General features: G+C 60.9%; 24 protein-coding genes. 7 read left to right on the top strand and 17 right to left on the bottom strand.

Features of this window, described 5'->3' with window-relative positions; genetic code table 11:
• Positions 1 to 89: 89 nt before the first annotated feature.
• Positions 90 to 644 carry a YceD family protein gene (locus AC2CHD_RS00120; RefSeq protein ID WP_484552162.1) on the bottom strand — a complete coding sequence of 185 codons (555 nt, stop codon included), beginning with the start codon at positions 642 to 644 and terminating at the stop codon, positions 90 to 92.
• An 18-nt stretch (positions 645 to 662) separates the two neighbouring features.
• A complete protein-coding gene (locus tag AC2CHD_RS00115; RefSeq protein WP_484552161.1) occupies positions 663 to 1,211 on the bottom strand; it encodes a ubiquinol-cytochrome C chaperone family protein in 549 nt (182 codons plus the stop codon).
• A 125-nt stretch (positions 1,212 to 1,336) separates the two neighbouring features.
• On the opposite strand from AC2CHD_RS00115, the gene AC2CHD_RS00110 reads away from it, so the two are divergent.
• Positions 1,337 to 1,858, top strand: coding sequence for an outer membrane protein assembly factor BamE (locus tag AC2CHD_RS00110; RefSeq protein ID WP_229447234.1), 522 nt, complete (start codon positions 1,337 to 1,339; stop codon positions 1,856 to 1,858).
• 92 nt (positions 1,859 to 1,950) lie between these two features.
• Here AC2CHD_RS00110 and AC2CHD_RS00105 read toward each other — a convergent pair whose 3' ends face one another.
• From AC2CHD_RS00105 to AC2CHD_RS00050, 12 genes are all read right to left on the bottom strand, one after another.
• Positions 1,951 to 4,083 carry a sodium-translocating pyrophosphatase gene (locus AC2CHD_RS00105; protein ID WP_484552160.1) on the bottom strand — a complete coding sequence of 711 codons (2,133 nt, stop codon included), beginning with the start codon at positions 4,081 to 4,083 and terminating at the stop codon, positions 1,951 to 1,953.
• 205 nt (positions 4,084 to 4,288) lie between these two features.
• A complete protein-coding gene (locus AC2CHD_RS00100; RefSeq protein ID WP_484552159.1) occupies positions 4,289 to 5,506 on the bottom strand; it encodes an MFS transporter in 1,218 nt (405 codons plus the stop codon).
• On the bottom strand, positions 5,503 to 5,994 hold the full coding sequence (nusB, locus tag AC2CHD_RS00095) for a transcription antitermination factor NusB (RefSeq protein WP_065817708.1): 492 nt from the start codon (positions 5,992 to 5,994) through the stop codon (positions 5,503 to 5,505). Before nusB ends, AC2CHD_RS00100 begins: the two co-directional genes overlap by 4 nt.
• A gap of 1 nt (position 5,995) precedes the next feature.
• Positions 5,996 to 6,463, bottom strand: a complete 468-nt coding sequence (gene ribH, locus AC2CHD_RS00090; protein WP_484552158.1) for a 6,7-dimethyl-8-ribityllumazine synthase — start codon at positions 6,461 to 6,463, stop codon at positions 5,996 to 5,998.
• 44 nt (positions 6,464 to 6,507) lie between these two features.
• Positions 6,508 to 7,122, bottom strand: coding sequence for a riboflavin synthase (locus tag AC2CHD_RS00085; protein ID WP_484552157.1), 615 nt, complete (start codon positions 7,120 to 7,122; stop codon positions 6,508 to 6,510).
• Positions 7,095 to 8,225 (bottom strand): bifunctional diaminohydroxyphosphoribosylaminopyrimidine deaminase/5-amino-6-(5-phosphoribosylamino)uracil reductase RibD, encoded by a 1,131-nt coding sequence (gene ribD, locus AC2CHD_RS00080; protein ID WP_484552156.1) that lies wholly within the window; start codon positions 8,223 to 8,225, stop codon positions 7,095 to 7,097. Before ribD ends, AC2CHD_RS00085 begins: the two co-directional genes overlap by 28 nt.
• A gap of 2 nt (positions 8,226 to 8,227) precedes the next feature.
• A complete protein-coding gene (gene nrdR / locus AC2CHD_RS00075; RefSeq protein WP_025031595.1) occupies positions 8,228 to 8,686 on the bottom strand; it encodes a transcriptional regulator NrdR in 459 nt (152 codons plus the stop codon).
• Positions 8,687 to 8,721: 35 nt separating this feature from the next.
• The gene (gene glyA, locus AC2CHD_RS00070) at positions 8,722 to 10,038 is read right to left on the bottom strand and encodes a serine hydroxymethyltransferase (RefSeq protein ID WP_484552155.1); all 1,317 of its coding nucleotides are present in this window, start codon (positions 10,036 to 10,038) and stop codon (positions 8,722 to 8,724) included.
• Positions 10,039 to 10,196: 158 nt separating this feature from the next.
• Positions 10,197 to 11,450, bottom strand: a complete 1,254-nt coding sequence (locus tag AC2CHD_RS00065; protein ID WP_229447241.1) for a L,D-transpeptidase family protein — start codon at positions 11,448 to 11,450, stop codon at positions 10,197 to 10,199.
• Positions 11,451 to 11,730: 280 nt separating this feature from the next.
• Entirely contained in the window at positions 11,731 to 12,246 is a 516-nt protein-coding gene (gene ldtR / locus AC2CHD_RS00060; protein WP_229447242.1) for a transcriptional regulator LdtR, read from the bottom strand.
• A 216-nt stretch (positions 12,247 to 12,462) separates the two neighbouring features.
• Entirely contained in the window at positions 12,463 to 12,888 is a 426-nt protein-coding gene (locus AC2CHD_RS00055; protein ID WP_229447243.1) for a DUF6163 family protein, read from the bottom strand.
• Positions 12,885 to 13,928, bottom strand: a complete 1,044-nt coding sequence (locus AC2CHD_RS00050) for an enoyl-CoA hydratase/isomerase family protein (RefSeq protein WP_484552154.1) — start codon at positions 13,926 to 13,928, stop codon at positions 12,885 to 12,887. The genes AC2CHD_RS00055 and AC2CHD_RS00050 overlap by 4 nt, the downstream gene beginning before the upstream one ends.
• Positions 13,929 to 14,090: 162 nt before the next feature.
• On the opposite strand from AC2CHD_RS00050, the gene hemB reads away from it, so the two are divergent.
• From hemB to AC2CHD_RS00020, 6 genes are all read left to right on the top strand, one after another.
• Positions 14,091 to 15,122 carry a porphobilinogen synthase gene (hemB, locus tag AC2CHD_RS00045; RefSeq protein ID WP_484552153.1) on the top strand — a complete coding sequence of 344 codons (1,032 nt, stop codon included), beginning with the start codon at positions 14,091 to 14,093 and terminating at the stop codon, positions 15,120 to 15,122.
• A gap of 73 nt (positions 15,123 to 15,195) precedes the next feature.
• Complete coding sequence (locus tag AC2CHD_RS00040; protein WP_229447246.1) at positions 15,196 to 15,663, top strand: RDD family protein; 468 nt, start codon at positions 15,196 to 15,198, stop codon at positions 15,661 to 15,663.
• Positions 15,664 to 15,777: 114 nt separating this feature from the next.
• A complete protein-coding gene (locus tag AC2CHD_RS00035; RefSeq protein ID WP_484552152.1) occupies positions 15,778 to 16,356 on the top strand; it encodes an RDD family protein in 579 nt (192 codons plus the stop codon).
• Positions 16,357 to 16,546: 190 nt separating this feature from the next.
• Positions 16,547 to 18,346, top strand: a complete 1,800-nt coding sequence (locus tag AC2CHD_RS00030; RefSeq protein WP_229447248.1) for an SLC13 family permease — start codon at positions 16,547 to 16,549, stop codon at positions 18,344 to 18,346.
• Between the two features lie 24 nt (positions 18,347 to 18,370).
• Positions 18,371 to 19,117 carry an arginyltransferase gene (locus AC2CHD_RS00025; RefSeq protein ID WP_229447249.1) on the top strand — a complete coding sequence of 249 codons (747 nt, stop codon included), beginning with the start codon at positions 18,371 to 18,373 and terminating at the stop codon, positions 19,115 to 19,117.
• Positions 19,118 to 19,173: 56 nt separating this feature from the next.
• Entirely contained in the window at positions 19,174 to 20,079 is a 906-nt protein-coding gene (locus AC2CHD_RS00020) for a DMT family transporter (RefSeq protein WP_484552151.1), read from the top strand.
• Positions 20,080 to 20,100: 21 nt separating this feature from the next.
• On the opposite strand, the gene AC2CHD_RS00015 is transcribed toward AC2CHD_RS00020, so the two are convergent.
• The 3 genes from AC2CHD_RS00015 to parC form a co-directional block, all read right to left on the bottom strand.
• Positions 20,101 to 22,443, bottom strand: coding sequence for a Tex family protein (locus tag AC2CHD_RS00015; protein WP_484552150.1), 2,343 nt, complete (start codon positions 22,441 to 22,443; stop codon positions 20,101 to 20,103).
• Between the two features lie 366 nt (positions 22,444 to 22,809).
• Positions 22,810 to 23,946 carry a D-alanyl-D-alanine-carboxypeptidase/endopeptidase AmpH gene (ampH, locus tag AC2CHD_RS00010; protein ID WP_484552149.1) on the bottom strand — a complete coding sequence of 379 codons (1,137 nt, stop codon included), beginning with the start codon at positions 23,944 to 23,946 and terminating at the stop codon, positions 22,810 to 22,812.
• Between the two features lie 71 nt (positions 23,947 to 24,017).
• A complete protein-coding gene (gene parC, locus AC2CHD_RS00005) occupies positions 24,018 to 26,276 on the bottom strand; it encodes a DNA topoisomerase IV subunit A (RefSeq protein WP_484552148.1) in 2,259 nt (752 codons plus the stop codon).
• Positions 26,277 to 26,434: the final 158 nt, after the last annotated feature.

Below are 26,434 nucleotides of genomic sequence, written 5' to 3'. Positions count from 1 at the left end.
GATCGGGCGCCGGTATCGGCTCAAATGTGCGGCGAAAATAGCGTTTTTGGCCGGAGGCACAACCTCGTTTCGCGCCTTCAACATGCAATTCAGGACTTTTGTCCAAGCTTTCGCAGCCCTTCATACAGCGGACCGGGCTCTTTCGGCGCTTCGTCCTGAGGCTGCCCGGCTTCCATAACAGCCCCTGCCTTGCGCGGATAGGGGTCGATGCCGAGCGTGAAGAATTCTTCTGCGAGCGCACCCACGTCAATGATGCTGCCGTGAAAAGTGTCGGGCATGTCTGGACCTTCTGCGTCGAGCACGAATTCTCCACCGTCCACTTCGTTCCGCGCCAGCCGAGAACCTTCTGGCACAAGCGTGGCGGACACGTCTTCCCTGATATGGCTTGAAACGGGCTCAAGCGTCACCACGCAGGCCTGAGTTATCTCCGCCTCCACCGTACCCGTAATGCGCACCCCGTCAGCCTTCCACGGCCGCACGGTGAGATCCGCGACAAAGCGCTCGACAGAAAGAAGATCGTGCTCCTCAGCCAGGGCTCCGCGTTGGCCTGCATCGGCCTCGATCGATACCGGCATGCCCTTTCGGGCTAGGCGATGAACATTCACCTGGTGTGAGACCGGCGTTTTCCTGGGTTTGTCTGTCATGGTCCTGTCGATCATGGATCAGCGCTCCCTTTCTGCATCAGGGAATGAAATGTCGGCGGCGATCAGGTGTTCCACGTTCTGCGTTTCCAGCAAGGCCGCCGCCTCAAGCGCATAGCGGGCAAGCGGTTCGGCACCCATCCAGGTTTCGTCGTCCGGACGGATATTGCGCCGCATGGCCGCAGCCAGCGCCTCGGCATCATTCGCGTCGATGGCTTCACCATAGGTGGCGGCGCGGCCATAGAACATGCGCGCCAGCTTCTTGATCCGCTTGGGAACCCCCATGTCGCCAATGCCCAATTCGCGGATGGCGTGCTCCACATCAGCGAAGAATACGTCTGTGACCTCCTGCGCCACCTCGCGAACGGCCGCCCCATCCTCGTTGCGTACCCGGCGCAGAAACAGAATCATATGAAGTGCAATCATCTCAAAACGCCCAAGTGGCGTGTCGGGCACATCCCAGCGCGCATAGAAGACAGGCTGCCGCGAGGCCGCCACGATTCGTTCATACAAGCCGTCGATGACCATACGGCGCGAGCGCTGTCCAAAGCCAAACAGCTTCTGGAACATGAGAATTGCCCTCCCTTGGGGCCGGTTTGGGACAGGATCAGGTTGCATCGGCGCTTAAGCTGGTTTACCCGTTTTGCCGGCGGGGACAAGGGTTTTCGATCGAAAGCCCTCGCGCCGGGGACGCTATGGAGATGTCGTTGCAGGTGAAGAAAATCAACAGTTATCCTGTCGGACGCACAATTTTGGCTGCCGGTCTCGCCGGCGCTGCGGCTGCATTGTCCGGCTGCAATGTCGCGAACACGCTCGATGCGCGCGAAACGCTTACCCAGGGTTACGTCATCGACGAGCAGGCCTTGGAGCTGGTTCCCGTGGGTTCCAGTCGCGAGCAGGTGCTGCTGGCGCTCGGTTCGCCGTCCACAACAGCAACCTTCGACAACGAAGCCTTCTACTACATTTCGCAGAAACGCGTGCGCGGGGCCGCCTTCATGCGTCCTCGTCTCGTCGAGCAGCAGGTTCTCGCCGTTTACTTCGGCGACGACGAACGTGTCTCGAAAATCGCCCGATACGGAATGGAAGACGGGAAGGTGTTCGATTTCATTTCCCGCACCACACCGACGGGCGGCAAGGAACAAACTTTCATCGGCCAGATTCTCGCCGGGGCTTCCAAGGGCGGCCCGCCTTCGGGCCTCTTCGGCGGCGGCGGCTGACCGATCACAGATCTCAGGCAACAACAAAAGCCCGCGAGCCATGCTCGCGGGCTTTTTCATTGACGGCTACAAATGCAGCCCCTGTCAGCCTGTCAGTGTGCCAGAACCGCCAAGAGCAACAGCGCGATGATGTTGGTGATCTTGATCATCGGGTTCACAGCCGGCCCTGCGGTGTCCTTGTAGGGGTCTCCCACCGTATCGCCGGTCACCGAAGCCTTGTGGGCCTCCGATCCCTTCTCGTGCTTGGTGCCGTCAGCATCCACGAAACCATCCTCGAAGGATTTCTTGGCATTGTCCCAAGCGCCGCCTCCGGCGGTCATGGAAATTGCCACGAACAGACCTGTCACGATGACGCCGAGGAGCATCGCACCAAGGGCCGAGAAGGCCTCGCTCTTTCCAGCAATGGCGTAGACGACCGCAAACGCCACCAGCGGCGATAGTACCGGCAGGAGCGAAGGCACGATCATTTCCTTGATCGCCGCCTTGGTGAGAAGGTCGACCGCCGCGCCATAGTCAGGCTTCTCCCTGCCTTCCATTATGCCCGGCTTTTCACGGAACTGCCGGCGCACTTCCTGCACGATGGCACCGCCGGCGCGGCCCACCGCCGTCATGGACAGACCGCCGAAGAGGAAAGGCAAAAGGCCACCGAAGAGAAGGCCGGCGACCACATAGGGGTTTGAGAGAGAGAAATCGACGCTTACGCCCTCAAAGAAAGTACCCGGCTGCGCATTCGCCGCGAAATATTTCAGGTCTTCCGTATAGGCCGCGAAAAGCACCAGCGCACCGAGACCGGCAGACCCGATGGCATAGCCCTTGGTCACCGCCTTGGTGGTGTTGCCGACCGCATCGAGCGCGTCGGTCGTCTGGCGAACTTCGCTCGGCAGATCCGACATCTCGGCGATGCCGCCGGCATTGTCCGTCACCGGACCGAACGCATCGAGCGCCACGACCATGCCTGCCAGTGCCAGCATCGTTGTCACGGCGATGGCGATACCGAAGAGCCCCGCAAGATTGAACGACAGGATGATGCCGGCAATAATGACGATAGCTGGAAGCGCCGTTGCCTCAAGCGAAACCGCCAAGCCCTGAATGACATTGGTGCCATGGCCGGTCACCGATGCCTGGCTGATGGAACGCACCGGCCGGTAGCCGACGCCCGTATAATATTCGGTGATCCAGATGATGAGCCCGGTGACACCGAGCCCCACAACGCCGCACCAGAAGAGCGACATGCCGGTAAACTCGGCACCATTGCTCGCCGAGAAGGTTGTGGAAGCACCGAGCCAGCCCCAGACAATGCCGCCAAGCGCGACGACCGAAAGAGCGGCGGTCGCCCAGAAGCCTTTGTAGAGCGCGCCCATGATGGAGTTGTTGGAGCCCAGCTTGACGAAAAACGTCCCGACGATCGACGTCACCACGCAGGCAGCACCAATGACCAGCGGGAAGAGCATGAGCGTCAACGCCACCTCGACCGTGAAGAAGATCGAGGCGAGCACCATGGTGGCGACGACGGTCACCACATAGGTTTCGAACAGATCGGCGGCCATGCCGGCGCAGTCGCCGACATTGTCGCCCACATTGTCGGCGATGGTGGCCGGGTTTCGCGGATCGTCTTCGGGGATGCCCGCTTCCACCTTGCCCACCAGATCGCCGCCGACATCAGCACCCTTGGTGAAAATGCCGCCGCCGAGGCGCGCGAAGATGGAGATGAGCGACGCGCCGAAGCCGAGCGCCACCAGCGCGTCGATGACGATACGGTCTGTCGGCGCATGGCCGAGCGGCCCGGTGAGGACCCAGAAATAGACTGACACCCCCAGCAGCGCGAGACCCGCCACCAGCAGGCCGGTGATCGCACCGGACTTGAAGGCGATGTCGAGGCCGGCTGCCAGGCTGTTGGAGGCAGCCTGTGCCGTGCGCACATTGGCGCGCACCGAAACGTGCATACCAATAAAGCCGGCTGCGGCCGAAAGCACTGCACCGATGAGGAAGCCGATGGCCGCCACGCCGGTGAGAAGCCACCATGCGAGAACGAATACCACGACGCCAACAATGGCGACAGTGGTGTACTGCCTTGTCAAATAAGCCTGCGCACCCTCCCGGATTGCACCGGCGATTTCCTGCATGCGTGCATTGCCCTGATCGGCGGCGAGCACCGACCGGGTTGCCCAGATGGCATAGAGTATGGAAAGCACACCGCAGGCGATGACCACGTAAAGCATGTTCATTGCCAATCTATCCCTTGATTTCGACCCGCGACTGGAACCCCCTCCCGGGTCACGCTGAAAAGGCCGGCGGCATTCGCGCCCCTCCCGGCCCAATGCGCGCAGCTTGGGCGAAGGCGCGCGGAGACGTCAAGCGTGTGCTGGGATAAATTGTCGCAGACCCGAAGGGAATCAGCCTCGGGGCCTTGTGCTGACCGGCATTGCCGGCTCAGGCAAGCTGACGTCTACGCCGGCTGATCGCCATGACTCCCAATGCCAGAAGGCAGGAACCGGCGACGGGAATCACAATCCATGCGAGCATATTCCAGCCGAACGCATTGTAGATCTGGCCCGACATAAGCGAGGAGAAGGCAGTGGTCGAAAACAGTAGGAAGTCGTGCACACCCTGAACGCCGTTCTTCTCCGATGGCCGGTAGCATTCGGCCACCATCGCCGTTGCGCCGATAAAGCCGAAGTTCCAGCCAATGCCAAGCAGGATCAGTGCAGTCCAGAATTGCCACAACGCAATGCCCGACAATGCCACGATGGCGCAGGCAATCAGGGTCAGCAATCCCGTAGCCACAATGGTTTCCTTGCCGAAGCGAGCGATCAGCCGGCCAGTGATGAAACTCGGCGCAAACATTGCCATCACGTGCCAGGAAATGCCGAGCGTGGCCTCGTCAGGCGTAAAACCGCAGCCAACCATGGCAAGAGGCGCACCCGTCATGACGAAGCTCATCAGTGCATAGGAAGCAATGCCGCAGAAAAGCGAGACCAGAAAGCGGGGCTGCAACAGAATCTGGACCAGCGGGCGGGCCGGTTCTTGATCATCAAGCACCGTCGACGGTGTTTCCTTCGGCAGGCGCAGGAAAGACAGGATGCACGATCCCATAAGTCCCAGCACGACGAGGGCTGCAAAAGCGCCGGCAAACTGCACCGGAGCAAAAAGGTCCCGGGTGTAGATGACGGTTTGCGGGCCGATGATTGCGGCAAAAATGCCGCCGCCAAGAACCCACGAAATGGCGCGGGGCTTGAAATCGGCCGGCGCGTTGTCGGCGGCGGCGAAACGGTATTGCTGCAGAAAGGCATTGCCTATGCCCGTGAGAAGGAGGCCAATTGCAAAAAGCCAAAAACTGCTTTGAAACAGGGCTGTTGCGGCCACGAAACCGCCGCTTGCCGTGACAAGTCCGCCGGCCATAAAACCGTTGCGACGCCCCACCGCGCGCATCAGCGCGGCAGCGGGAAGCGCGCCAAGCGCGATGCCGAGATTGAAACCCGTTACGGGTGCCGTTGCGAGCGACTTGTCGCTGCCGAGCAGATAGAAACCGGCGAGACCGCCCATGGAGATGGCGATCGGGGCAGCGGAGCCGACGATGGCCTGTGCTGAGGCAAGAATCAGAGCGGTGCGTTTTGCCTCGCGGTACAGGTCATCGCGTGTTCCGGTCATTCGGGGTCTTTCCCCCTGCCCTCATTGCGGCTGCGCCGGGCAACCCGGTCGAGCACTGCATTGACGAGCTTCGGCTCGTCCTCGGTGTAGAACGCCTTGGCGATGTCCACATATTCCGAAACGATCACGGCCACCGGCACATCCTTGCGCCGTGTAAGCTCGTAGACACCGGCGCGCAGGATGGCACGCAGCGTCGAATCGAGGCGCGAGAGCGGCCAATCCTCCGTCAGCGCCTTGCGGATCACTGGGTCGATCGTCTTCTGGTCCTCGACAACGCCCGACAGAATGGCGCGAAACCACTGCGGATCGGCATCGCGGTAAAGCTCGCCGTCGATTTCCTTCCCAAGCCGGAAAAGCTCGTATTCCGCCGTGGTCTCGAGCAGGCCCGTGCCCGCCACATCCATCTGGTAAAGCGCCTGAACGGCTGCAAGGCGGGCTGAACCCCGTTTGTTGGCCGGGCGAAAGCCGTCTGCGGTCGGTTCGGTCACATCAAGCTCCCATGCGCTGCTTGAGCGCAATCATCGTCAGTGCCGCTTCGGCGGCGAAATATCCCTTGCCCATGCTTTCGCCGCTGGTGCCCTCGCTCTTCTCGATGCGGGCAAGCGCCTGGGCCTCGTTCTCGACGGTCAGGATGCCATTGCCGATAGCAAGATTCTTCTGCACGGCGAGGTCCATCAGCGCGCGGCTCGATTCATTGGCAACCACATCGAAATGATAGGTCTCGCCGCGGATAACGCAGCCGAGCGCTACGTAACCATGATAAAGCGGACCGCTATTGCCAGTCGCGGCGAAGGCAATCGCTGCGGGCACTTCAAGCGCTCCGGGAACCGTTACCACATCATAGGCCGCACCGGCGGCATCCAGTGCTGCCTTTGCACCTTCAAGAAGGCCATCGGCCAAATGGTCGTAAAAACGGGCTTCGACGATCAGCAACCTAAAGGCGCGCGCATCGGCCATGGACATTCTCCACACGGCATTAAATTTAGAATGAGAGCGCTGCCTTAAGCCTCTTTGGCGGCATCCGCAAGCCGTGCGGCGTATCGCGCCATCGTATCGACCTCGATATTCACCCGGTCGCCCACCTTTCGCTCTCCCCAGGTGGTGACGGAAAGCGAGTGGTGAATGAGCAGGACATCGAATTGCGCGCCGTCAACGCTGTTGACCGTGAGCGACGTGCCGTCCAGCGCCACCGAGCCTTTCGGCGCAATGAACTTCGCCAGTTCCTTCGGCGCTGCGAGTACGAAGCGAACGGCCTCGCCTTCATCCCTGCGCTCGACGATTTCCGCCATACCGTCCACGTGACCCGAGACGATATGTCCCCCCAATTCGTCGCCCACCTTTAGCGCGCGCTCCAGATTGATGCGCTGTCCCTGCTGCCAGTCGGAAACCGTGGTCAGCCGCAGGGCCTCTTCCCACGCCTCCACCTCGAACCAGCGCGTGTTCGCGCCCGCTTCTGACAGTTTCACCACGGTGAGGCACACACCGGCGCACGCAATGGAAGCACCGATATCGATCGTCTCGGGATCGAAATTGGTCTCGATGCGCAACAGCACCCCTTCGTCGCGCGGGGTGACGGACTGCACCACGCCTATGTCCGTGACAATGCCGGTGAACATCGCTCGCCTTTCACATATTCCAGGTACACATCGTCGCCGAACCGCGCCTCGCGCAGCAGGCGAAAACCTTCCGGGATATGGTCGCGATCAAGAGGCGCGGCAATCCCTCCAGGGCCGATTTTCGATGGCCCAACAAAGAGTGCGAGCCGGTCAACCAGCCCTTCCTCGAGGAACATCCGGGCCGTGTAGGCTCCACCCTCCACCATCAGGGTGAGGATGCCCCGCGCTGCCAGATCTTCCAGAAATTCCGGCAGCGCGATCTCTCCGTCATGGAGCTCGACACCGAGAAAATCGACGCCGGCTTCTGCCAGTGCCTTTCGGCGTTCCGGCTGGCAGTCTTCCGCCGCTGTCACCAGAACCGGCACATCGCGGGCGGTCCGTGCCAGAGCGGACTGCACCGGAAGCCTCATTCCCCGGTCGAGCACGACGCGCAGCGGCGAGCGATGTTCAAGCCCCGAAAGCCGGCAGGTCAGCGACGGATCGTCGGCCAGCGCCGTCCCGATACCGACGAGAATCGCGTCGCTTTCCGCTCGCATCATGTGAACCTGCCGGCGCGATACCGGACCTGTGATCGCGACCTGCCCCTCGCCTGTCCGCCCGATCATGCCATCGGCGGATATGGCAAGCTTGAGAATCACTTCCGGCCGTTTCTTCTCGGATCGCGTGAGATACCCACGCAGCATGTCGGCCGCCTCTTGTGCCAGTACACCCTCGACCACCTCGATGCCCGCCTCGCGCAGAATGGCGTAGCCCCTGCCGCTCACGCGCGGATCGGGATCGCTCGCCGCCCCCACCACACGGGTAACACCGGCAGAGACAAGCGCATTGGCGCAAGGGGGTGTGCGACCGTGATGGGCACAAGGTTCGAGCGTAACATAGGCGGTCGCACCACGCGCCGCCTCGCCAGCTTCCGCCAGCGCCTGCGGCTCGGCGTGCGGGCGCCCGCCAATCGCGGTGACGCCCCTGCCGACGATGCGTCCATCGCGCACGATGAGCGTTCCAACGGAGGGATTGGTGCCGGTCAGACCGAGATTGCGGCGCGACAGCCGGATCGCAGCCGCCATAAAGCGCCGGTCGAGCTCGCTTGCCGGCCCGCTCTCCATTCTCAGTCCTCTTTGCCCTTCAGCTCGCCCAGCACGTCCTGAAAGTCCTTCGCTTCGCGGAAATTGCGGTAGACCGAGGCAAAACGCACATACGCCACGTCATCCAGCGCCTTCAGCGCATCGATGACCAGCAGGCCGATGTCGTCGGAGGGGATTTCCGTCTCGCCCGAGCTTTCGAGCTGGCGCACGATGCCGGTCACAGCACGTTCCACGCGCTCCGGCTCCACATTGCGTTTTCTGAGCGCGATGTCGAAGGAGCGCATCAGTTTGTCACGGTCGAATGGCACCTTGCGGCCCGACCGCTTGACCACCACCAGATCGCGCAGCTGAATGCGCTCGAAAGTGGTGAAACGCCCGCCGCAATCGGGACAGGCGCGCCGTCGCCGGATCGCCGCCCCGTCTTCTGCGGGGCGGGAATCCTTTACCTGTGTGTCTTCCGACTGGCAGTAGGGACAGCGCATGTTGAGCCCTTGTTCACGAATCCGTTCGTGATTGCTTACCCCAGATAGGGGTAGAGCGGGAAGCGCTCGGTGAGTGCGATCACCTTGTCCTTCACAGCCTGTTCGACCTTGGCATTGCCCTCGTCAGAGTTCGCTGCCTTGAGACCGTCGAGCACCTCGGCGATCAGCTGGCCGATTTCGCGGAACTCGGCCGTGCCAAAGCCACGCGTGGTGCCGGCAGGCGTGCCAAGACGGATACCCGACGTCACGAAGGGCTTTTCGGGATCGAACGGAATCCCGTTCTTGTTGCAGGTGATGTTGGCGCGGCCAAGGGCAGCCTCGGCACGCTTTCCCGTGGCGTTCTTCGGACGCAGGTCCACGAGCATCAAATGGTTGTCGGTGCCGCCCGACACGATGTCGAGGCCGGTCTCCTTCAGGCTTTCGGCCAAGGCACGCGCATTCGCCACCACATCGCGCGCATAGGTCTTGAATTCCGGCTTGAGCGCCTCGCCCAGCGCAACCGCCTTTGCGGCAATCACATGCATAAGCGGACCGCCCTGAAGACCGGGGAACACGGCCGAATTGAACTTTTTCGCCAATGCTTCGTCATTGGTCAGGATCATGCCGCCGCGCGGACCACGCAGAGATTTGTGCGTCGTGGTGGTGACCACATGGGCATGCGGCAGCGGCGACGGGTGCTGGCCACCGGCAACGAGGCCGGCAATGTGCGCCATGTCGACCATCAGATAAGCGCCGATCTCGTCGGCGATCTCGCGGAAGCGCTTCCAGTCCCAGACGCGTGAATAAGCAGTGCCGCCAGCCAGAATAAGCTTCGGCTTGTGTTCCTTGGCGAGCCGTTCCACCTCGTCCATGTCGAGAAGATGGTCGTCCTTGCGCACGCCATAAGAGATGGGGTTGAACCACTTGCCGGACATGTTGACCGGAGAGCCATGCGTCAGGTGGCCGCCTGAGTTCAGATCCAGCCCCATGAAGCTGTCGCCGGGCTGCAGGAGCGCGAGGAACACGGCCTGGTTCATCTGCGAACCGGAATTGGGCTGCACATTGGCGAACTCGCAGCCGAAAAGCTTCTTGGCGCGCTCGATAGCCAGTTCCTCGACAATGTCGACATACTGGCAACCGCCATAATACCGCTTGCCCGGGTACCCTTCCGCATATTTGTTTGTCAGGACCGTGCCCTGCGCTTCCATCACGGCGCGCGAAACGATGTTTTCCGAGGCAATCAGCTCAATCTCATGACGCTGGCGGCCAAGTTCCTGACGGATTGCGGAAAAGATTTCCTGGTCGCTGTCTTCGAGCGGCCGGGTGAAGAATGCGTCGGTCTCGCTGGAAGCGGCGGCGGTCGCAATTGCCATGGCGGTGTGTCCCCTTCGATGATGGATCAAATGCGGAAGTGGCGCATCTAGCACTTTTCCCCCGACCTCACCACGCCTGCCGGCGAAATTTTATGCTCCAAGAACGCAACAGCCGCCCGTTTCCGGGCGGCTGCGGCAATTCACCATGGGTGGATGGATCAGAGCGCCGTCGAAATCTGCAATTCGCTCGCCCCGTCCCGTCCATAAATGTCGTCGCGCAGATGCACAGCACCGTCGCCCGTCGACCAGGCCGAGATGTAGGTGAAATAGACCGGTACCGGATTGCTGAGCGCCACCCGCACATCTTCCTCCGTCTGGATCGTCTGCTCGATGCGCCGGCGGTCCCAGCCATCGGTCTCGCGCAGAAGCCAGGTGACGAGGTCGCGCACGTTTTGAACGCGTACGCAACCCGACGAATAAAACCGGTCGAGATCGCGGAACAGGCCCTGCTGCGGCGTGTCGTGCATATAGACCGCATGCGGGTTCGGGAAATTGATCTTGATCGACGCCATGGCGTTGATCCGGCCCGGATCCTGGCGGAACCGGTATTTGGCCGCGTCGTCTGTCGACCAGTCCACCGTCAACGGATCCACCTCGCTGCCATCGGGCGCGATCAGGCGGATATTGTTGTCCGTCAGATAGTTCGGGTTCTTGCGCATCAGCGGGATAATGTCCTTGCGGACAATCGAAACCGGCGCATTCCAGTAAGGATTGATGATGATTTCGTTGATCTTGGAATTCAGGATCGGTGTCTGGCGGTCGACCTTGCCGACGATCGCCGTATGGCGCAGCATCACACGGCCGTTGTCCACCGCTTCAATTTCGGCAGCGGGAATGTTCACAACCACATACCGGTCGCCAAGGAAGCCGGACATGGACCGGAGCCTGACCAGATTGGTTTCGAGCTGGCCAAGACGGATTGCTGCGGGAACATTGAGAGCAGCGAAGGTATGGCGCCCGGTCACGCCGTCCGCCGGAAGACCATGTCTCGCTTGAAAACGCTTTACTGCGGCATCGACGTAGGAATCGAACGATTGGGAAATCCCGGCCCGCTGGGAAAGATCGCCGGAAATCATGAGACGGCGGCGAAGAATCTCCACATTGGGGTCAACGACACCGAGTTCCAGTTTCTTATCGTCGGGCACACGGGGCCAGCCGCCCTGCGCGACAATGTTGGAATACTCCATGATCGCGCGCTCGAGATAGGCGACCGTTTCCTGGCTGAAGATCGGAAGGTTGGTTGCCACCTTGCCGCCGCTGCTTGCCCGTGCATCGAACTGGTCGTTCCAGGCCCCGCGCCGCGGCGAACGGATGATTGCCTCAATCAGATCCTGCGCGTTGGCGGCTCCGGTCATCGCTGCCGTTGCGGCCGCGCCGGCTCCGGTTAAAAACATGCGGCGGTTCGTGTTCATACGCGTATCCGTGCTCTCTAGGGTCGTCAGCCCCTTCAAAGGTGCTGCATGCAGTCCTGCAGCCTTACATGCCGCAACTGCGTTAAGAATCCGCGAACCCTGATGATAAATTGGCAAATTCTGCCACGCGGTCTTCAGGAGGCTCAATTCCACTGGATTATGACTTTAACGTGACCACACGTCACTTTGAGCCTGATAACAAACACGTGAAGGCCGGCGTCCCGCCACGCCGGCCTTCATTGGCTGCACACCGGCGCGCAGCCAGGTGATCAAGATGAGACTACATGCGATATGCGATCGAGTCGTTCCAGAAGCGATCCAGCCGCTGCAGGGCGCGATTCATCTGGCTGAACTCGTCGGGGCTGATGCCACCCACCTGCTCGATGGAGCCGATGTGGCGGTTGTAGAGCCCCTCGACCACCTTGGCGACCTGCACACCCTTGGGCGTCAGGCTGATGCGCACCGAACGACGGTCCACACGCGAACGCTGGTGGTTGACGAAGCCGAGATCAACCAGCTTCTTGAGATTGTAGGAGACGTTGGAGCCGAGATAGTAGCCGCGAGAGCGCAGCTCGCCTGCTGTCAGTTCCGTGTCACCAATGTTGAAAAGCAGCAATGCCTGAATGGCGTTGATGTCGCTGCGTCCGTTGCGCTCGAACTCGTCCTTGATCACGTCGAGCAGACGGCGGTGCAGTCGCTCCACGAGCTGGAGAGATTCGAGATAAAGAGAACGCAGTGCATCTTTGCGTTCATCATTGTTAGCGGCAGGTTTCGCCGCGGGTCGCGAAGTATTCATAACTAAAGCCTCTCGTTTGACGCCGGTGATTTTTGTTTTTTGTCTCACCTTGGCCTGACCCTATCGAATGCTTCTAAAATTCGACTTAAACACTAGCCTTAACAACGCCTTACAAAAGTCGACCCTGCAAATACAGCTAACAGCCGGTAAACCGGACCGCAGACATTCGATGAAAGCTTGAGAGGAGGTTGGACGCGCCACTGAAGACGGCGCGCGCTACTGCAGGGCTTTGCGCCTGCTGTGATAACGGACAAACCGCAACGCGCCATAGCTGACGGCCACCAGAAGATGAAAGCCGATCAGTGGATAATTGTCTCCAAACAGATCCGATAATGGGCCGTACATCACCACTTCGGCGGCCGCGCACAAAAACCAGATGACGGCACCCCATGGGGCGATCAGCCAAAGGCCAACCGAAGCAAAGGGATAGATGACGGCTAAAATGACGCTGGCAATCTGCCAGTGGACCGGCATCAGATCAAACCGCCACATCAGCCCGGGATAGAAACCCAGAAGGCGCACCCAATAAAAAATGCCCATGGCCAGGCAGGCGGCCGCTATGGCGCGATGAAACCCGGAATAGAGAGTGTCGAGTTGGGACGGTCGGGAAGGCGCCAGGCCCGATAGCGTCTCGCCGTTCACAAGCTCAGCTCCCCGCCGGTCAATGGCGCGAAATACGCGTTGATGTGGTCTTCACTGATCTCGTCCAGCGTTTCGGGCTGCCAGCGAGGGGTGCTGCCCTTTTCCACCAGGACGGCGCGTATGCCCTCGTAGAAATCATGCCCTGCAAGCATCCGGTTGAGGATTCGGAACTCCATGGTCATGCATTCATCCATTTCCAGCATGGCGCCTGCCCGCAACTGGCGGAACGCGACACAAAGGCTGGTGGGGGAACGCTTTTCAATCGTTGCCAGGGTCTGACGCGCCCAGTCGTCCTGATCCTGAGACAACGATTCCAGAATTTCAGCCAGGCTTTCGAAGGAAAAATGGCGCGCTATTGCATGTCTGATGCCCTCATTCAGTTCCGGCTCGGCAGCGACACCAAAGGAGGAAAGCGTGCCGTCCACATTGTCGGCATCGCAGAGTGCTTCGGTAAGTGCCGTAAGGCTCCCGGCATCGACCGAATGCGTTGCCAGCCCCGCCGCGCAGGCATCGCCACGACGAATGCGGTTTCCGGTCAGGGCGAGGTACATGCCCAGTTCGCCGGGCAAACGCGACAAAAGATGACTGCCGCCAACATCGGGGAAGAACCCGATTCCCACTTCGGGCATAGCGAAAACCGCATTTTCGGTCATCACGCGATGGGAGCCATGGAAGGAGACGCCGACCCCTCCGCCCATGACGATACCGTCGATCAGCGCAATATAGGGTTTTGGAAAACGGGCAATCGCGGCGTTGAGCCGGTATTCGTCAGCAAAGAAATCAGGGCTGGCTCTGCCTTCGAGGCCGGCACGGTACACATCCAGAATGTCGCCGCCCGCAGAGAAGGCCCGCCCCTCCCCGCGAATGATGACGCGCTCGACCGCATTGTCGGCTTCCCAGGCCGAAAGCGCCCGTGCAAGAGCGCTGACCATGCTGTGATTGATCGCGTTCAAGGATGCAGGCCGGGAAAGGGTCACAATGCCGGCACGCCCGACCTGTTCGAACAGGATATCTCCAGCGCCACCGAAATCGACCTTCACCGGAACCCCCAATCGTTGCAGAAACAGCAAACCCTTTCAGGTGATTATTCGCCGCTACCCGGGCCGTCAATGCTATAAGCGGATGCGACCACAGGACACCGGACGCGGACTTGGTCCGATTTCACCAGCATGATAGAGAGACGCCACACTGGAGTCGAAGCCGTGAACAAGTTTTCCAGCACCATCAACAGCCTGGGCACCCGCCGCACCGTCGATGAGATCACGGGTGGCCGCCGCCTGCGCCGCACCCGCAAGGCCGACTGGTCGCGCCGCCTTGTGCGCGAGACCCACCTGACGGTCGATGACCTTATCTGGCCGCTGTTTCTGATGGAGGGCGACAACCGGCAGGAACCACTCGAGGCCATGCCCGGTGTTATGCGGCACACCGTCGATCATGCGGTGAAACAGGCTGAACGAGCGGCGAAACTCGGCATCCCTGCCATCGCCACCTTCCCCAATATCGATCCGGCACGCAAAGATGAAACCGGGTCACACAGTCTCGACCCAGACAATCTGATCAATCGGGCCACGCGCGCGATCAAGGATGCGGTGCCGGAAATCGGCGTGATAACCGATGTGGCACTCGATCCGTTCACCAGCCACGGGCATGACGGGATTTTGCGCGACGGCGAGATTGTGAACGACGACACAGTCGCCCTCATCGCCATGGCAGCCGTGGGCCAGGCCGCGGCAGGCGCCGACATCATCGCCCCCTCCGACATGATGGATGGGCGTGTCGGAGCCATCCGAGATGCGCTCGATCAAAACGGCTTCCAGAATGTTGCGATCATGTCCTATGCGACCAAATTCGCTTCCGCCTTCTACGGACCATATCGTGAAGCGATCGGTACGGGCGGCCTTCTGAAGGGCGACAAGAAGACCTATTATATCGACCCTGCAAACAGCGACGAGGCCATCCGGGAAGCCGAGCAGGATCTACTGGAGGGAGCGGACATGCTGATGGTGAAACCGGGCCTTCCCTATCTCGACATTGCCCGCAGACTGAAAGACACGTTTGCCGTTCCGACCTTCGCCTACCAGGTTTCCGGAGAGTACGCGATGATCAAGGCTGCAGCGGCCAATGGGTGGATTGACGGCGAGAAAGCCATGATCGAAAGCCTTCTTGCTTTCAAACGCGCCGGTTGCGACGGGATTCTCACCTATTTTGCCCCGGAAATGGCGGAATTGTTGTGATTCCACACCGAAAAGCTTGAACCACAGGCAAGGCTCCCCATCTGTGCGCTGAACCAACCGAAAGGCATTGTTCATGACAGCCCGGCCTCTTGATGGCGAAATCCTGAATACCGCACAGGATGACGGATATCTTTATCGCGGTGTTCGCACACGCCGTATTGTGGCGTTCTTTATCGACTACCTGCTGATCGGCCTGTTGATGATCCCCGTCGCAATCGTGGTTGCCCTGCTCGGTGTGATGACATTGGGCCTCGGCTGGCTTCTGTTCGGCATTCTCGCGCCCCTCACCGCCCTTCTCTATGTCGCGATGACTTTGGGAGGCCGCCGACAGGCGACGCTTGGCATGCAGTTCATGGACATTCGGCTTGCGCGTCTTGATGGCGGGCGCGTCGACGCACTTCTGGCTGTGGTGCATACCGTCCTTTTCTGGGCGGGCAATGCGATCCTGACCCCTCTTATTCTTCTTGCGAGCCTCTTTCTCGATCACAAGCGCACCGTGCACGATCTTCTGTTGGGAACCGTTGTCGTTCGCTCGAGCTGAATACTCCTAAAAGTTGCATCATTAACGCAACCATATACTTTGGATTTATACGCTGTGGGCGCCGCTGTATATTGATGCCTCTACGGGGGCATATTCGATACAGTGAGTATTTCGATGACCGATACTTTTGACGACGCCCACCGGTGGGAGATCACTCCTGAGAGCCGCAGAACGGAAATTCACATTCGGCAGGGAGATTGGCTGCACCTCCGCCGCGTTCTCGCGCTTTTCATCGATTATACGCTTTATGTCGCTTTGGCTTTCGCCCTCGCTGTCGGTGCGACGTTATTGATGGAATATCTGACCGGGGTCGGCGGAACGCAGGGGCTTACGACGCATGGATTTTCCGAGCAATCCGTCAATGCCTTCTATACGATGTCCGCAGCGATTGCCTCTGTGGCGACGCTGGCCATAGTCCTGCTCTATATCGGCATCACCTTGGGAGGGCGTCGCCAAGCGACTCTCGGGATGCGCGTTCTCGGGCTGCGGCTTGAGCGCCTCGACAACACGAAGATTACGGCCCGCTACGGCATAGCCCATTTTCTGTTGTTTTTGGCGACCTCCACGATCTTTACACCGCTCGTCCTGTTTGCGCCTTTCGTTCTGGCCAACAGGCAAACCCTCCATGACCGCTTGCTCGACATTGTCATCCTCGGCTCGGCCGAAAACCTGATACCGGGCGCGAAGCCCTGAAACCTGACCATCAGCCGACGGCAAGCAAAAATCTTTCCCAATGGAGGCGACCGGCTCCTCTCATTTGTTCGGCTTTTCACTGCACGAAACAAATCCATGCTTGCGGCGCGCCTGCCCGTGCTTATTCTCCTCAGCAGATTGCAGGCGCAAATCATCGCCTGCGCTGACAGCGTCAAGCGACGGGACCTGCATGGCCGATTTTCACCTCTGGGCGACCTACGCGATCATTCTCGTGACTGTCGCCGCCTATGTCAGTGAGCGCTTCACCCTAGAGAGCGTCGCCCTTGGCAGCCTGGTCGCCTTTCTGGCGCTCTTCGCGTTCTTTCCCTATGAAGGCGCCTCCGGTGCGTTGCCACCCGATGAGCTTCTGTCGGGTTTTGCCAATCCGGCACTCGCAACAGTTCTGGCATTGCTTATCGTCGGACAGGGGCTGTTCGCCACGGACGCACTCGATAAACCAGCACGCATATTGGCAAAGTCCGCCGGAAGTTCGAGCACACGGACCATCATCATAACGCTGATCACGGCGGCGATGCTGAGCGCCATTCTCAACAACACCCCTGTGGTGGTCATCTTCATTCCGGTTCTGATCGTCTTTGCTGCACAGCGCAATTTCCCCGTCTCCAAAGCGCTGATGCCCTTGTCCTTCATGACCATTCTAGGGGGCATGACAACGCTGATTGGCTCTTCCACCAACCTGCTGGTGGCTGGCGTTGCGGGCAAGGCCGGCATTTCGATCGGCTTCTTTGACATCACCATGCCTGGTATGCTTTTGGCGGCTGCAGGGGCGCTCTACGTCTTTTTCGTCATGCCGCGAATCCTGCGCGATTCGAGCAGTGAAAAAACATTCCGCCAGATGCAGTCTGGAACCCAGTTCATCGGCGAAATCCGCGTGGTGCCGGGGCATCCATTCATAGGCAAGGAATCGAAGGCCGGCCTGTTCCAAGGTCTCGGCGATCTTACACCGCGCCTTATCGTTCGGCGGGGAATGAGTTTTCACCCCCCTTTCGAGAATGTGGTCCTGTCTGAGGGGGACCGTCTTATGGTCACGGCCACCCGCCGGGCCTTCACGCAGGCGCTTTCCCACGGGGCGGCAGGTCACATTGCCGAAGCGGACACAGCCACCGTCGGGCCCGATTATCACATCGCCGAAGCAGTTATTCCGCCGGGTTCCCGCCATGCCGGACGGACCATTCGGAACGCAGGGATCGAGACCGAGCACAGTGTTCACATGCTGGGTGTGCAACGGAAAAGCCGAATGGGGCGCACCCCGGTTTCCGACATACGGCTCGAGCCAGGCGACACCATCCTCGTCGGCGGCACAGACAGGGCACTGGAGGATCTGCGGGAGAGCCATGACCTTCTTGTCCTGGAATGGTCGGCAGAGCCCGTTCCCCAGCGCCGCAAGGCCTGGATCGCCTTCGTGATCTTCGCCGGAATCGTCGTTACGGCAGCACTCGATATCGCTCCCATCGTCGCCACGGCCGTCGCCGGAGCCTTCGCGATGATTGCGACGGGCTGTCTGACGCTCGCACAGGCCGGCCGTGCTTTCGACCGGCAAATTTTCCTGCTGGTGGGTTCGGCCATTGCCGCCGCAACGGCGCTGGAGCGCACAGGTGGTGCCCAACTCATTGCCGATGCCGCCGTTTCTGCACTCGAAGGTCAGGCTCCCGCCGTCATCCTGTCGGGATATTTTGCCGTCGTTGCGATCCTCACGAATTTTCTTTCCAACAACGCCACCGCGGTCCTCTTCACCCCCATCGCTTTGGGAATTTCGTCTGCAATAGGTGCGCCTCCCGAGGCCTTCATTGCTGCAACGATCTTCGCGGCCAACTGCTCCTTTGCAACCCCCATCGGCTACCAGACCAATCTGATGGTCATGGGTCCCGGTCACTACTCCTTCCGCGATTTCATCAAGGCTGGAACACCTCTGGTCGCGATAATTTGGTTGACGTTTTCGTTTGTCGGCCCATGGTATTATGGGCTTTAGGATCAGGAGTGACGCCCTACCGACATGACGCAGCAACCCGCCCAATCGCCACAGTTCTTTCTGACCGCGCCCTCCCCCTGCCCTTATCTGGAAGGACAGTTTGAGCGGAAGGTCTTCACCCATCTGGTGGGGGACAAGGCCCCTGAACTGAACGATTTGCTGACCCAGGGCGGCTTCCGCCGCTCGCAGAACATCGCCTATCGCCCTGCCTGCGAAACCTGCCGGGCCTGCGTTTCGGTGCGCATCCTTGCGCAGGAGTTCCAGCCGACAAAAAACATGAAGCGCATTCTCAGACAGAATGCCGATCTCATCGGCACCGCGCACGAGGCCGAACCGTCCACGGAGCAATACACGCTTTTCCGCTCTTATCTCGACGCCCGACACAAGAAGGGCGGCATGTCGGACATGACCGTTCTCGACTACGCGATGATGGTGGAGGACACCCATGTGAGTACGCAGGTCATCGAATATCGCCGCCGCGGACCCGACAGTTTCATCACCGGCAAGGGACAAGGCGAATTGATGGCCGTAGCCCTCACCGACACAATGGGTGACGGGCTTTCCATGGTCTATTCCTTCTTCAACCCGGAGCTCACTGACCGGTCGCTCGGTACCTTCATGATCCTGGATCACATCAACCGAGCGGTTGCTGCCGGTCTGCCGCATGTCTATCTGGGCTACTGGGTCAATGGCTCGCGCAAAATGGCCTATAAGGTGCGCTTCAAGCCACAGGAGCACCTTGGCCCGCAGGGTTGGGAACGCGTCGACTGAAGGACGCATCCACCGCCCCCGCCTGCATCCGACACGCAGTCCCGGAAGGGTCCTTCATGCCCACTCCCTCGCCATCTTCCCACGCCAAGGGCCTTGCGCTGACCGCCTTTGGCGGCATGGCGCTCACCATCGACATTCCGCTGATCCGGCTGGCCGATGGCGACCCATGGCCGATCCTGATGGTGCGCAGCGCCTTGACGGTCGCGGTGGCGCTTACCGTATGGTTCGTGTGGCGGCTTTTTACGCGCAATGTCCCGCCGCTCGTCCCCGGTCGCGTGGGCCTTGTGGTCGCCGCCCTTTATGCGCTTTCGGCACTCTGCTTCATCACCGCCGTCTACAACACCTCTACCGCCAATCTGGTCTTCATTCTTGCCTTCAACTCCATGTTTGCCGCGCTTCTCTCATGGTTGTTCCTCAAGGAAAGACCAAGACCCGCCACGCTGATAGCGATGGGCGTTATGCTGATCGGTGTCTTGATCATCGTCGGCGGTGGCATCGGGGCGGGAAACCTGTTCGGTGACGTGATGGCGCTGAGCGCCGCATTCCTGCTCGCCACGGCGATCACCATCACACGTGGCAGCGGTCGCGATATGGGCTTTGCCGCGCTGGTGGCCGTGGCGCTTCCTTGCGTCGTCGCGGCGATCATGACCGCCAGAACCGGTTATCGCATCGAAGCCCCGTGGTGGATCATCCTCAACGGGGCCGTGATCATGCCGATCTCGTTCTTCTGCCTGTCCAACGGCCCCAAATACATTTCAGGGCCGGAAGTGGCGATGTTCTATCTACTCGAAACGGTGCTGGCGCCGGTCTGGGTGTGGCTGATCTTTTCCGAGGTGCCCAGCCGTGCCACCCTCATCGGCGGCACGATCCTCATCGTCACACTGGTCGTGCACTCGCTGTGGCAACTCCATTCAGGCCGCAAGCGGCGATTGGCGCAAGGCGTGGTGCGTCACCCGCTATGAGGGCGGAATGACGAACGCCCTCTATTTCTTCTTCATGGCCTGAGCGAGCGCTGCGGCCAGCGCGCCCTGCGGTTCGCTGCCGCGTCCGCCCGGTTTGCCGCCGCCATTGCGTGGCATCGCGGCACGGGCGGGCTTGCCCTGATCGCGCGATCGACCGGCACCGGTTCCTGCGCCTGCGCCGACCCCAGCTGCGCTGCCGCCATCCTTGCGCATGGAAAGGCTGATACGCTTGCGCTTGATGTCCACCTCAAGCACCCGGACCTTCACCACGTCTCCGGCCTTCACCACCTCATGAGCATCCTTCACGAAGCGGTCGGCAAGCTGCGAGACATGCACGAGCCCGTCCTGGTGCACGCCGATGTCAACGAAGGCGCCGAAGGCGGCGACATTGGTCACCGTGCCTTCGAGGCTCATGCCGGGCTTCAGGTCCTTGATGTCGTCGATCCCCTCGGCAAACGTCGCCGTGCGGAAGGCCGGACGCGGGTCGCGGCCGGGTTTCTCAAGCTCGGAAATGATGTCACGCACAGTCGGCAGACCGAAGCGATCATCCACGAAAACACGTGGATCGAGCGCCTTGAGCGCACCGGCATCGCCCATCAGCGCGCGCACGTCGCGGCCGCATGAGGCGACGATCTTGCGGGCAACGCCATAGGCTTCCGGGTGGACGGATGACGCGTCGAGCGGCTCTGTGCCGTTCTGGATGCGCAGAAAGCCGGCACATTGCTCGAAGGTACGCTGTCCGAGCCGCGCCACTTCCAGAAGCTCCTTGCGGCTGGAGAACGCGCCATTGGCATCACGATGCGCGACAATCGCCTCGGCGATCGATTCACCAAGGCCGGAAACCCGCGCCAGAAGCGATTTCGATGCCGTGTTCAGGTCGACGCCCACCGCGTTCACCGCATCTTCCACTACGGCATCGAGCGCCTTTGCCAGACGGTACTGATCCACATCGTGCTGATACTGACCGACGCCGATGGACTTGGGTTCGATCTTCACCAGTTCGGCCAGCGGATCCTGAAGCCGGCGCGCGATGGAGACCGCCCCGCGCAGCGACACGTCGAGATCGGGGAACTCGGCCGCGGCCGTGGGCGAAGCCGAATAAACCGAAGCCCCCGCCTCCGACACCACCACCTTGAGCGGCTTGGGTGCTGGCATGTCGGAGAGCATGTCGGCCACCATTTTTTCCGTCTCGCGGCTGGCGGTACCATTGCCGATGGCAATGAGTTCCACCCCATGTTTTCGCACAAGCGCGGAAAGTGCTGCCTGGCTGCCGCGCAGATCGTTGCGCGGCGGGAACGGATAGACCGTTTCCGTGTCGAGGAGCTTGCCGGTGGCATCCACCACCGCCACCTTCACGCCGGTGCGGATGCCGGGATCGAGCCCCATCGTCGCGCGTGTGCCGGCGGGAGCTGCCAGAAGCAGGTCCTTCAGATTGCGCGCGAAGACGTTGATTGCCTCCTCCTCGGCCCGTTCACGCAGATCACGCATCAGATCGAGGCTCAGATGCAGGAAGAGTTTTACACGCCATGTCCAGCCGGCGACGTCCAGCAGCCATTGGTCGCCGGGAAGCTGCCCGCCGATCTCGTAGGCTGCCGCAATCATGCGCACGGCCGGTTTTAGCGGGCTCGTGTCGTCGGCATCCACTTCCAGATCGAGTGCCAGAATGTCCTCATTGCGGCCGCGCAGCATGGCAAGCGCGCGGTGGCTCGGCACGCCTGCCCAGCGCTCTGAATGATCAAAATAATCGGAAAATTTCGCACCCGCCTCTTCCTTGCCCTCAACCACCCGGGAACGCAGCACGGCGCGCTCCTTCATGTGGTTGCGCAGTTTTCCAACCAGGTCGGCGTTTTCCGCAAACTGCTCAGCCAGTATGTCACGCGCGCCCTCCAGCGCGGCCTTTTCATCCGGCACCTCTTCGCCCAGATAGTCCTTTGCGAGATCCGCCGGCACCTTTGAGCGGTCCGCCAGAATGGCCTCTGCGAGCGGCCCCAGCCCGCGCTCACGCGCGATCTGCGCCTTGGTGCGCCGTTTGGGCTTGTAGGGAAGATAGATGTCTTCAAGCTCTGCCTTGGTGGCGGCGGCGGCGATCTTCGTCTCCAGTTCCGGCGTCAGCTTGCCCTGCTCGCGGATGGACCCGAGGATCGTGTCGCGCCGCTGGTCGAGTTCGCGCAGATAGGAAAGCCGCTCGGAGAGCGTGCGCAATTGCGTGTCGTCGAGCCCGCCGGTCACCTCCTTGCGGTAGCGCGCGATGAAGGGGACGGTCGCCCCCTCATCCAGAAGCCCGATGGCGGCTTCCGCCTGCTCCGGTCTGGCGCTGATCTCGGCGGCGATGAGGGTGGCAATGCGTTTGGCGTCTGCGGACATGGAATTCCCTGAATCGATTGGTGCGGCGAAGATAGTGTCATTCGCCGTAGCCTGCCGCTCACAAGAAGCGCTTTTCCACAATCGCGGACGTGAAGGGACAATGTGCGCTGAGAGGGAGTGCGTCCTTCGACAAGCTCAGGATGAGGGGCGCAAGGAGCCAGTCATCTCATGTCGGGATGGCGTGCTCCATCCTCCCTCATCCTGAGCTTGTCGAAGGACGCGATGATGGCGCCCATGGCACGCGCCATGCTCTCACATCCCTCATCCCGAGCTTGTCGGAGGACGCGATGATGGCGCCCATGGCACGCGCCAAGCTCTCACATCCCTCATCCTGAGCTTGTCGAAGGACGCACGGCGCAGTGCAAATCAGCGCGGTGCGAGATCGGCGATGAGGTCGTTCACCACTTCGGCCATCAGCATGGAAGCGGCGAAATCGAACTCGTTTATGGCGACGAACACGCCCACACCACGCGTGGGGGCAAAGGCGTGATAGACGAACATGCCCTGCCGCCCGCCGGCCTTTTGGAGCAGGAGCGGGCGATCACCTTCCGGCTGCATCACAACCCAGCCAAGCCCCATCGCATCCATATGACCGGATTCGTCAAATCCATAGGTCGGATCGAGCGCATCGCGCTGCACATAGGAGGCATGGTTGAGCATCCGCATTTCCGCCATGTCCGGCGAAAACCGGTCGAGATGCCACTCAAGCCATTTCAGCATGTCATTTGTGGTCGTGTAGAGGCCGCTTGCTCCGGCCATGACCGGCGTGTTGGGAACATCCGGCAAGGGCGAACCATCAAAATTGTGTCCCTGCATCAGGCGATCGCGATCAGCCTCACCGGGCGCGAGCGTGGTGTCTTTCAGCCCCAGTGGCTCAAGCACACGCTCGGCAAGCAGCTCGGCATAGGGCTTGTCCGCAGCAGAACCGAGAGCAACGGCCAGCATGTCGAACCCGAAATTGGAGTAAAGCCCGCCCGTTCCGGCGGGGAAAAGTTGCGCGCCTTCCGTAAGCGCCTTCGCATAGGCTTCCTTCGTCACGGTGGAGAACGGGTCATCGTCCGGGCCGCGTTCTACATCCACCTCGCGCGGCAGGCCGGACGTGTGGGTCGCCAGATCGATCAGTCGAATGGGCTTGTCGTCGAGAACGGGGATCTCCACGTCCCAGCCCAGCCGGTCCTGCAGCCGATCGGTGAATTGAACCGTGCCATCGGCGGCAAGGCTTGCAAGAACCGCACCGGTAAACACCTTGCTGATCGAGCCGACCCGCATCAGCGTGTCGCCATCGGGCACCTTGCCATTGCCCTTTGCGGTTTCGCCAAATCCGAAGACAGCGGTTTCACCATCCCGCACGGCACCAATGATGAGACCTGGCACATCCGTCTGCAGGTAAAGAACCTGTCCGGAAAAGGAGACCGCCTCTTCAAGGAGACTGTCTTTCGCCGCGGCCGGCGGAACGAGCCCCAAAATCCCGATCAGGGATATGGCCACCGTGGCCCGTTTCATTCCTTTCATCCAGTGCAGCATCTTGCCCCTCCTCTGTCTGCACGACCTCCTTCAGGCCCGGCCCAAAATCCTCATCCGAACTTGCCGGTGCGCGGGAAACCCTTCGGCGCCATGCGGCCGGCGGCGGCACGGTTGCCCATCCATTCGGTGAGCTCCTCGCGTGTCTTGACGAAGGTCCGGTCAGCCGAATCCTTCCAGGAAAGTCCCTCTTCCATGGCGAAGGTCTTGATGTCGGAAACGCCGCCATCCTTGTAGCGCTGCAGGCGCACGCCCTTGCCGCGCGACATCTCCGGCACTTCGGAGAGCGGGAAAACAAGCAGTTTGCGGTTCTGGCCGACGACCGCCACATGGTCGCCCGAAACCGGCAGGCAAAGCTTGGCCTCGTCCGGTGCCTTCACATTCATCACCTGCTTTCCCTTGCGGGTGTTGGCGACGATCTCCTTCTCGGCCACGACGAAGCCGTTGCCCAGATGAGAGACCACCAGAAGCTTTCGCTCCGGATCATGGGCAAAGGCTGTCACGATGGCCTGATCATTGTCCATGTCGACCATGATGCGCACCGGCTCACCATGGCCGCGCCCACCGGGCAGACGATCGGCGCCGATGGTGAAGACCTTGCCGCCCGTGGTGAAGAGCAGGATCTTGTCGGTCGTCTGCGCATGGAAGGCAATCTTGAGGCTGTCGCCTTCCTTGAAGGACAGAGACGAGAAATCGGCCAGATGCCCCTTCATGGCGCGCAGCCAGCCTTTTTCGGACAGCACCACGGTGATCGGCTCCCGCTCGATCAGCGCTTCGTGCACCTCTTCCAGATCGTGCTCCGGCGCTTCGGCAAAAGTGGTGCGGCGCTTGCCCAAAGCCTGATTCTTCTCCGGATCGAAGGTCTGGCGCACCTTGGCCACCTCCCAGCGCACCGTCTTCCACTGGCGTGCGGTAGAGGCGAGCAGCGCCTCGATGCCTTCCTTCTCTTCGGAAAGCTTCTCGAACTCCTTGCGGATTTCGAATTCCTCGAGCTTGCGCAGGGCGCGCAGGCGCATGTTGAGGATCGCCTCGGCCTGCGTGTCCGTCAGTTCGAAGCGCGCGATCATCACCTTCTTGGGCTCATCCTCCTCGCGAATGATGCGGATGACCTCGTCGATGTTGAGATAGGCGACCAGATAGCCGGCCAGAATTTCCAGCCGCTTCTCGATTTCGGCGAGCCTGTGGCGCGAGCGGCGCAGAAGCACCTCACGGCGATGGTCGAGCCATTCACGCAAGACCTGCTTGAGCGAGAGGACACCCGGCACCTTGCCGCGCGAAAGCACATTCATGTTGAGCGGGAAGCGGCTTTCCAGATCGGTCAGCTTGAAGACCGATTCCATCAGGAGTTCCGGTGCAACGGTGCGGCTCTTGGGCACCAGCACGATGCGGATGTCTTCCGCGCTCTCATCGCGAATGTCTTCCAGAAGCGGCAGCCGGCGCGAGATGATCAGCTCGGCGATCTTCTCGATCAACCGCGATTTCTGCACACCATAGGGGATCTCCGTGACCACGGCCGTCCACGTGCCGCGCCCCTGATCTTCCTTGTGCCAGCGTGCCCGTACGCGGAAGCCGCCCCGTCCGGTGGCATAGGCTTCGCGGATCGAGGCCTGATCCTCGACGATGATGCCGCCGGTCGGGAAGTCCGGTCCCTTGACGAAGTCGAGAAGGCGGTCGGGGTCAATATCCGGATCGTCGATGACGGCGAGCGCCGCATCGCAGACCTCGGCCGCATTGTGCGGCGGGATCGAGGTGGCCATGCCCACGGCAATGCCCGACGAACCGTTGCACAACAGGTTCGGAAAGGCGCCGGGGAGAACCGTGGGTTCCTCGTCTTCCTCATTGTAGGTCAGGCGAAAATCGACCGCATCCTCGGTGATGCCGGTCAGGATTTCCGAGGCGACCTCGGTCATGCGCGCTTCGGTGTAGCGCATGGCAGCCGCGTTATCGCCGTCGATATTGCCGAAATTGCCCTGCCCGTCGACCAGCGGATAGCGCATGGCAAAGGGCTGCGCCAGGCGCACCAGAGCGTCATAGATCGACTGGTCGCCATGCGGATGGAACTTGCCCATCACGTCGCCGACGATGCGGGCGCATTTGGCAAAGCCCTGATCGGGGCTCAAGCGCAGAAGACGCATCGTGTGGACAATGCGCCGATGCACCGGCTTCAGCCCGTCACGCACATCGGGCAGAGCACGATGCATGATCGTCGACAGCGCATAGGCGAGATAGCGCTCTTCAAGCGCCTTTTTCAGATCGACCGGCTCAACGGCATCGCCGCCGTCGCCACCGGGCGGAAGCAAATCTTTTCCCATGGTTTCGGGTTAGACCAGAGGGTGATTCGCGGCAAGGGGGGAGTAGCGAGTAGCGAGTAGCGAGTAGCGAGTAGCGAGTAGCGAGTAGCGAGTAGCGAGTAGCGAGTAGCGAGTAGCGAGTAGCGAGTAGCGAGTAGCGAGTAGCGAGTAGCGAGTAG

Source organism: Nitratireductor sp. ATLC21, assembly GCF_057196525.1.
This window is presented reverse-complemented; position numbering and strand designations above follow the sequence as displayed.